Source organism: Methylorubrum podarium (assembly GCF_022179745.1).
Classification (GTDB): Bacteria; Pseudomonadota; Alphaproteobacteria; order Rhizobiales; family Beijerinckiaceae; genus Methylobacterium; species Methylobacterium podarium.
On the sequence record NZ_BPRD01000453.1, the window covers coordinates 1 to 5,717 of the forward strand.

General features: G+C 72.1%; 3 protein-coding genes and 1 pseudogene. All 4 read left to right on the forward strand.

All coding sequences use genetic code 11. From position 1 onward, the window contains the following. Positions 1–320: 320 nt before the first annotated feature. A complete protein-coding gene (locus tag MFF42_RS20515; RefSeq protein ID WP_238257399.1) occupies positions 321–1,265 on the forward strand; it encodes a GNAT family N-acetyltransferase in 945 nt (314 codons plus the stop codon). A gap of 234 nt (positions 1,266–1,499) precedes the next feature. After that, the gene (locus tag MFF42_RS20520; RefSeq protein WP_238257400.1) at positions 1,500–2,882 is read left to right on the forward strand and encodes an O-antigen ligase family protein; all 1,383 of its coding nucleotides are present in this window, start codon (positions 1,500–1,502) and stop codon (positions 2,880–2,882) included. Positions 2,883–3,054: 172 nt separating this feature from the next. Then, positions 3,055–5,160 (forward strand): GumC family protein, encoded by a 2,106-nt coding sequence (locus MFF42_RS20525; RefSeq protein ID WP_238257401.1) that lies wholly within the window; start codon positions 3,055–3,057, stop codon positions 5,158–5,160. Beyond that, positions 5,157–5,717: pseudogene (locus MFF42_RS20530) on the forward strand (hypothetical protein); the annotation flags it as partial. The gene MFF42_RS20525 and the pseudogene MFF42_RS20530, both read left to right, overlap by 4 nt.

The window sequence follows — 5,717 nt, forward strand, 5'->3', positions numbered from 1 at the left end:
AGGTGATCGACCGGAAACGGTATGACACGACCGATGGCGTCCCGGCCCGGGCCTACTCCCAAAGGCTGCGGCCGCAATCCGCCGCCAACAACGTCAAATCAGTATTCGCCCGAACTTTTTCTCCGAAAGATTATCCAATAGACTGACATTCCGACAGCATGAGTAATCTCTGTCCGGCACGCGCCGACCGGCATCGATTTCGCTCTACTGCCGAGCTCGTCCCGACGCGGGACGGGAATGCGCCGTTCTCCATGGTTCGATCGCGCGGAGCCGTGGAGCGCTTGGGTGCGGGGGAGCGCGACGAGCTTGAGGGGTCACCGATGGTTGGGGTGAACGACGCCGTGGAAGATCTCCCGTCCGCGGGGGAGGGGGGCCGGGCCGCGCGGGCCAAGGTCCGCTGCCGGACGATCGAGGACGACGACCTCGACGCCGTGGTGCGCCTGCTGCGGGTCGGCTTTCCCGATCGGTCGGAAGCCTACTGGCGGACCGGGCTCGAACGGCACCGCAGCCAGCCCCTGCCCGACGACGTGCCGCGCTACGGCTATGTCCTGGAACGGGACGGCGCCATCGTCGGCGTCCTGCTCGCCCTCTACCGCACGGTGACGGACGAGGCCGGCACGCATCTGCGCTGCAACCTGTCGAGCTGGTACGTGCTGCCGGAGTTCCGCGCGCTGGGCACCCTGCTCGACGGCTTCGCCATGCGCGACCGGCGCGTCACCTACACCAACGTCTCGCCCGCTCCGCAGACCTGGCGGATGCACGAGGCGCGCGGCTTCAAGCCGGTCTGCTCGGGCCAGATGCTCGTCATGCCGCTGCTCGCCGGCCTCGGCCGCGGCCGGCGCGTCCGGGCGGCCACGGCCGAATCCCTGCGCCTGCTGCCGGAGCCGGAGGCCCGTCTCGTCGCCGACCACATCGCCTTTGGCTGCATCGGCCTCGTCTGCTCGGAGGGGGACAAGGCTTGGGCCGTCCTGTTCCAGCGGCGCGCCATCAAGCTGCGGCCGGGGGAGACCCGGTGGCCGCGCCTGCCCTGCCTCCAGCTCGTCTACCGCTCGACCGCCCTCGACCTGCCCGCCTTCCTCGGCGCGATCGGCCGGCATCTCATCCTGCGCCACGCCATGCCGTGGTTCGTGCTCGACGCGGTGGGCAAGCTGCCGGGCCTGGCCGGGCATTTCTTCGACGGCCGCGCCCCGAAATACGCCCGCGGCCCCAACCCGCCGGCCACCGGCGATCTCACCTACACCGAGGTGGTCCTGTTCGGGTCTTAGAAAGCATTCCGACACATCGGCGGACGGCTTTACCGAAAAAATCGGCGTGGAGCGGCAGAGTCATAGGGTCGCGCACGGTCCTCACGGCCCGAAAGACGCCATAAACCAAGATTCCACGGAGTCTTGGCGGGCACGGGATCGGCGCGGCACGAGATCGGCTTCCTTCCCATCCGGCCAAGCTCAGGAGACGTCCGGAGGAAACGACCCAAGGATACGCCCCATGGAACCGCCGGAATGCTGAACCTGCTCTTGGTCGTCGCCGTCGCGGTCTGGTTCGCGCTGCTCTACCCGCTGGCGCGCCACCGCCTCGAGACCCGGATGGGACCGCTGAACGGTCCCGTGGCGGTTCCGTTCGCCCTGATGTCGATCTTCGCGCTGCTGCCGCTCGTCTTCAACGTCCCGCGGGACGACGGCAACGCCGTGCTGGATCAGGGGCTCACGGCCTCCAACATCGCCCTCGTCGTCATGACCGGCCTGACCGGGCTCTACCTCGCCGTCCGCATCGCGGTCGACCGGCGCGTCCTGCTGGTGGCCTTCGCGATGCCCTACCTGCCGTTCACGCTGATGATCCTCGTGAACGGCGTCAGCACCGCGTGGTCGGTCGTGCCGACCTACACGGCCTACCGGACGGTCGAGCTCGCGATCTTCACGCTGGCCTCGATCCTGATCTTCGACCGCAGCGACATCGAGCGGCGGCTGCCCAACCTCTTCGCGCTGTTCGTCGTCGTCTGGCTGGTCGCCACGACGCCGATCATCCTCGACAGCCTCGCGCACGGGATCGTCTTCTCGTCGGCCAAGCACAACCTGGTTCCCTATCTCTGCGCCACCTACGCCTTCGTCGTCCTCTTCGACGACCGCATCCCGCACCGGGGCGCCCACCTCCTGCTCGCCTTCGCCGGCTTCGTCATCGCCGGCTCGGCCGCGAGCACCGCCGCGCTCGTCGCGGCGGCACCCGGCATGATGGTGGCGTCGCGGCACCGCCGGCTGCGCCTGCTCGGCTACGCGTCCTTCACCGTCTACCTCGCCCTGTTCGTCCTGCTGATGGGCGCCCTGTCGGCCTTCCCGGCCCTGCTCGACGCCCTGTCGGTGGTGCTGCAGAAGCCGCCGGAGGAGCTCGCCGACGCCACGGGGCGCGGCACCTTCTGGCCGGTCTTCATCGAGGCGACCAAGGACCGCTTCGTCGGCGCCGGCTACGCGGCCGGCGACCGCTTCATCCAGCTCCTCATCCCGACCACGGCGCTGGCGGAGACGCTGGCCCGCGACGCGGTGTTCATCTCCAGTTCGCACAACATGCTGCTGAGCGCCTGGGCCGGCACCGGCCTGATCGGGATCGGCTTCTGCGCGATGGTGCTGGGGGCCGCGATGCGCTGGGGGATGAAGCTCGACCGCACCGGGCGGCGCCTCGTCGCCACGAGCGTGTTCTTCCTGATCCTCAACGGCATGACCACGCCGGGCATCTTCCAGGACTGGAACATCCACGTCCTGACCTTCGTGGCCGTGCTGGCCTATGCCCGCGTCGGCGCCCTGCGCCGTGAACCGGTGGAGGCGGTCGCGCCGGCGCCGGAGGTTGCGCCCTTCGACCTGCGCCGGGCGGCGCCCGCATGGCGCGCATCTTGAAGCATGAGCCCGAACCGACACCCGGCCCGCGGCCGATGTCCCGAGACGGGACGGATCATCCCCGCATGATCCGCTCCGGGACGGACGCGACGCACCGGATCGGTTGCAGCGGGTCGGTTGAACCCGCACACGACCTTTGTTCGAAAGTCTTTCGATGACGATGATCGAGCGGATGCCTTCGCGATTCTTCGTCGGCGCCGAGCCGGGCAAGCCCGACGTGACGCCGGAACCGTGGTTCCTCGACCCGCGGGAGATCGGGCGGGCGCTGCGCGCGCGCTGGGCGCTCGTGCTGGCTCCGATGGTCCTGCTGCTGGTGGCCGCGGTGGCGTGGCTCGCCCTGGTGCCGCCGCTCTACGCCGCCGTGACGCAGATCCTGATCGACCCGCGCGGCATCCAGGTGGTCAAGGACGGCGTGACGCCCGCGGATCAGGCGAGCGATGCCAGCCTGCTCCTCGTGGACAGCCAGATCCGCGTCCTGATCTCCGACGACGTGCTGCGGCAGGTCGTGCAGCGGTACAAGCTCGATCAGGACCCGGAATTCGTCCGCTCCGCGTCGCTGCTGGAGACGGTCAAGGGCAGCCTCTCCTCCCTGCTCGGCGCCTCGGGCGCGCCCGCCGACGACGCGCTCACCGCCCTGCGCACCCTGCGCGACCGCACCGCCGCGCGCCGCCTGGAGCGCAGCTTCGTCGTCGAACTCGCCGTCACCACCGACGACCGCCGGAAATCGGCCGACCTCGCCCAGGCGATCGCCGAGACCTACCTCTCTACCGTCTCGCAGGCGCAGGCGCAGGTCACCCGCAAGGCCGGCGAGGCGGTGGCGAGCCGGCTCGGCGAGCTGCAGGACGACCTCCGCGAGGCCGAGGACAAGGCGCAGAAGTTCCGCGCCGCCAACAATCTCGTCGGCACCCGCGGCCAGCTCGTCAGCGAGCAGGCCCTGACCCAGCTCAACCAGCAGCTCGGCGCCGCCCGCGCGCGGGCCGGCGAGCTGCGCGGGCGCCTCGCCCAGATCGAGGCGGTAGCCAACGGGCGGGCCGACCTCAACTCGGTGACCGAGATCGTCCAGTCCACGACCATCGCGCAGCTGCGCAGCCAGCTCGCCCAGATCGAGGCGGCCCGGGCCGACACGGTGTCCAATCTCGGGCCGCGCCACCCCACCCTGCGCACCAGCGAGCTGCAGGTGCAGACCCTGCGCAACGACATCAACGCCGAGATCCGGCGCATCGCCGCGGCCACCCGCAACGACTACCGCTCGGCGGTCGCCAACGAGGCGTCCCTCGCCGCGACCCTGGAGAGCCGCAAGAAGGAGGCTCTGGCCGTCGACAAGAGCTTCGTGCGCCTGCGCGAGCTGGAGCGGCAGGTCGAGGCGAGCCGGGCGGTCTACGAGGCCTTCCTCGTCCGCGCCCGCGAGCTTCAGGAGCAGCAGCGCCTCGACACCTCGACCTCGCGCATCATCTCGCCCGCGTCGCTGCCGGCGCGCCGTCTCGGTCCGCCGATCCCGGCGATCCTCGCGGTGGCGGCGGCGGCCGGCCTCGGCCTCGGCGTCGGGCTCGCCCTCCTCGCCGTTCCGGTCGCGGGGCGGATCGGCTCGCGCCACCGGCTGCAGCAGATCGCGGGGCTTCCGGTCGCCGCGGTGCTGCCGGCCAAGGCGCGGACCCGGACGCGGGGCAAGGCCGGCGGCGAGGCCCTTCGCGCCGACACCGCCTACGACGTGGCCGTGGCGCGGCTCGGCGGCCGTCTCCAGCGCGACGTCTCGACCACGCGGCCGACGGTCGTCCTCATCACCTCGGCGGACGACCGCACCGGCAAGTCGGAGCTGGCGCGCAGCCTCGCCGCCTCGGCGGCCCTCGACGGCCAGCGGGTGCTCCTTGTCGATGCGGATCCCGAAGCGATGATCTCCCGCGACCTGCGGACGGCGCCGAAGCGCGGCGTCGCCGAGGCGCTGCGGGCGCGTTCGGGGCTCGGCGACGCGCTGGTCGACGGGCCGACCGGGGTCAAGATCCTGCCCTTCGACGACGCGGCCCTGAGCCTCGGCACCGGGGCCTATACCGGCGCGATCCTGACCGCGGCGGCATCCTTCGACACGGTCTTCATCGATATCGGGCTGATCGGCACCGACATCGCCGCCGAGCGCCTCGCGCAGGATCAGCGCTTTCCCACCCTCCTGCTGACGGCGAGCGCCACCCGCAGCGGCGTCGCCCGGCTGCGCCGGTCCCTCGATGCCCTGGGCCGCGATCCGCGGGTGCATCTCGTCATGACCGACGCGGACGCCGAGGCGTGAGCCTCGGGCCGCGCCGGCCCGGCGCCGCGCGCCGCGCTGTCGTCGCGGGCCTGCTCGCCTTCGGCCTCGCCGGACCGGCTCAGGGCGGCGATGCGCGGGCGCCGCTGGTGCTGCGGGTCGCTCCCACCGGGGCGACCGGCGCCGGCCAGAAAGACTGCTTCGCCGACCTGCCCCTGGCGCTCGCCCGCGTCGCGGCCCTGCGCCGCCAGGGAGAGGGCCGCGCGATCGTCGTGGAGTTGGAGCCCGGCACGCACCGGATCGCCGCACCCGTGCGGATCGGCCCCGAACAGTCCGGCAGGGCCGGGGCGCCCCTGATCCTGCGCGGCGCGGCCGACGGGTCGAGCCGGCTCGTCGGCAGCGTGCCCCTGGCGCCCGCGTCGCTGCCGCCGCGCCTGCGCGATCGCCTGCCCGCTGCGGCGCGCGGGGCGGTGCGGGCCTATCGCCTGCCCGAGGCGCTAGGCCCGCACCGCCCCGCGCGCCGCAGCGGGCAGGCGATCGCGCAGGCGCGGCGGCAGCGACGCGGGCGCCAGGGGCACGCTGCCGACGAGCCGGCTCGA

Bases quoted from the DNA above. Each gene is read 5' to 3' on its own strand.
- MFF42_RS20525 (WP_238257401.1), top strand. From the start codon at position 3,055: ATGCCTTCGCGATTCTTCGTCGGCGCCGAGCCGGGCAAGCCCGACGTG.
- MFF42_RS20515 (WP_238257399.1), top strand. From the start codon at position 321: ATGGTTGGGGTGAACGACGCCGTGGAAGATCTCCCGTCCGCGGGGGAG.
- MFF42_RS20520 (WP_238257400.1), top strand. From the start codon at position 1,500: ATGCTGAACCTGCTCTTGGTCGTCGCCGTCGCGGTCTGGTTCGCGCTG.